This is a genomic window from Protofrankia sp. CiP1_Cm_nod4 (assembly GCF_982290645.1).
On sequence record NZ_CEVIVC010000117.1, the window covers coordinates 4,262 to 4,697 of the forward strand.

A 436-nucleotide genomic window follows, 5' to 3' on the forward strand; every position below is an offset into this window, starting at 1 on the left:
CTTTCAGCCCGTGCCGGTGCGCCTCGGCGAGCAGCGTGTCGAAGGTGGCCAGAGCGCCGAAGAGCGGGTCGACGGCACGGTGGTCGGCGACGTCGTAGCCGTGGTCGGCCATGGGGGAACGGTAGAACGGGGTGATCCAGATCCCGTCCACGCCGAGGTCGCGCAGGTAGGGCAGGCGGCTGGTGATGCCGGCGAGGTCCCCGACCCCGTCGGAGCCGGAGTCGGTGAAGCTGCGGATGTAGACCTCGTACAGCACGGCGTCGAGCCACCAGTCACCCATGGCCTCATCCAATCCGAGGGACCTCATCCAGTCCGGGGGATCCGCCGCAGTCCGGCGTCCTCCCGGCGTCCTCGTCAAACGTCGTCAAACGTCATCAAACGTCGTCAAACCTTGTCGAACGTCGTCGGATCCTTCCGGCGATCGTAGGGATGGCTT

At 66.7% G+C, this 436-nt stretch carries 1 protein-coding gene; it reads right to left on the reverse strand.

What is annotated here, in order from left to right:
• Nucleotides 1-280: alpha-amylase family glycosyl hydrolase (locus AC5LSR_RS18550; protein ID WP_493468736.1), on the reverse strand; the 280-nt coding region annotated here is incomplete at its 3' end.
• Nucleotides 281-436 lie beyond the last annotated feature (156 nt).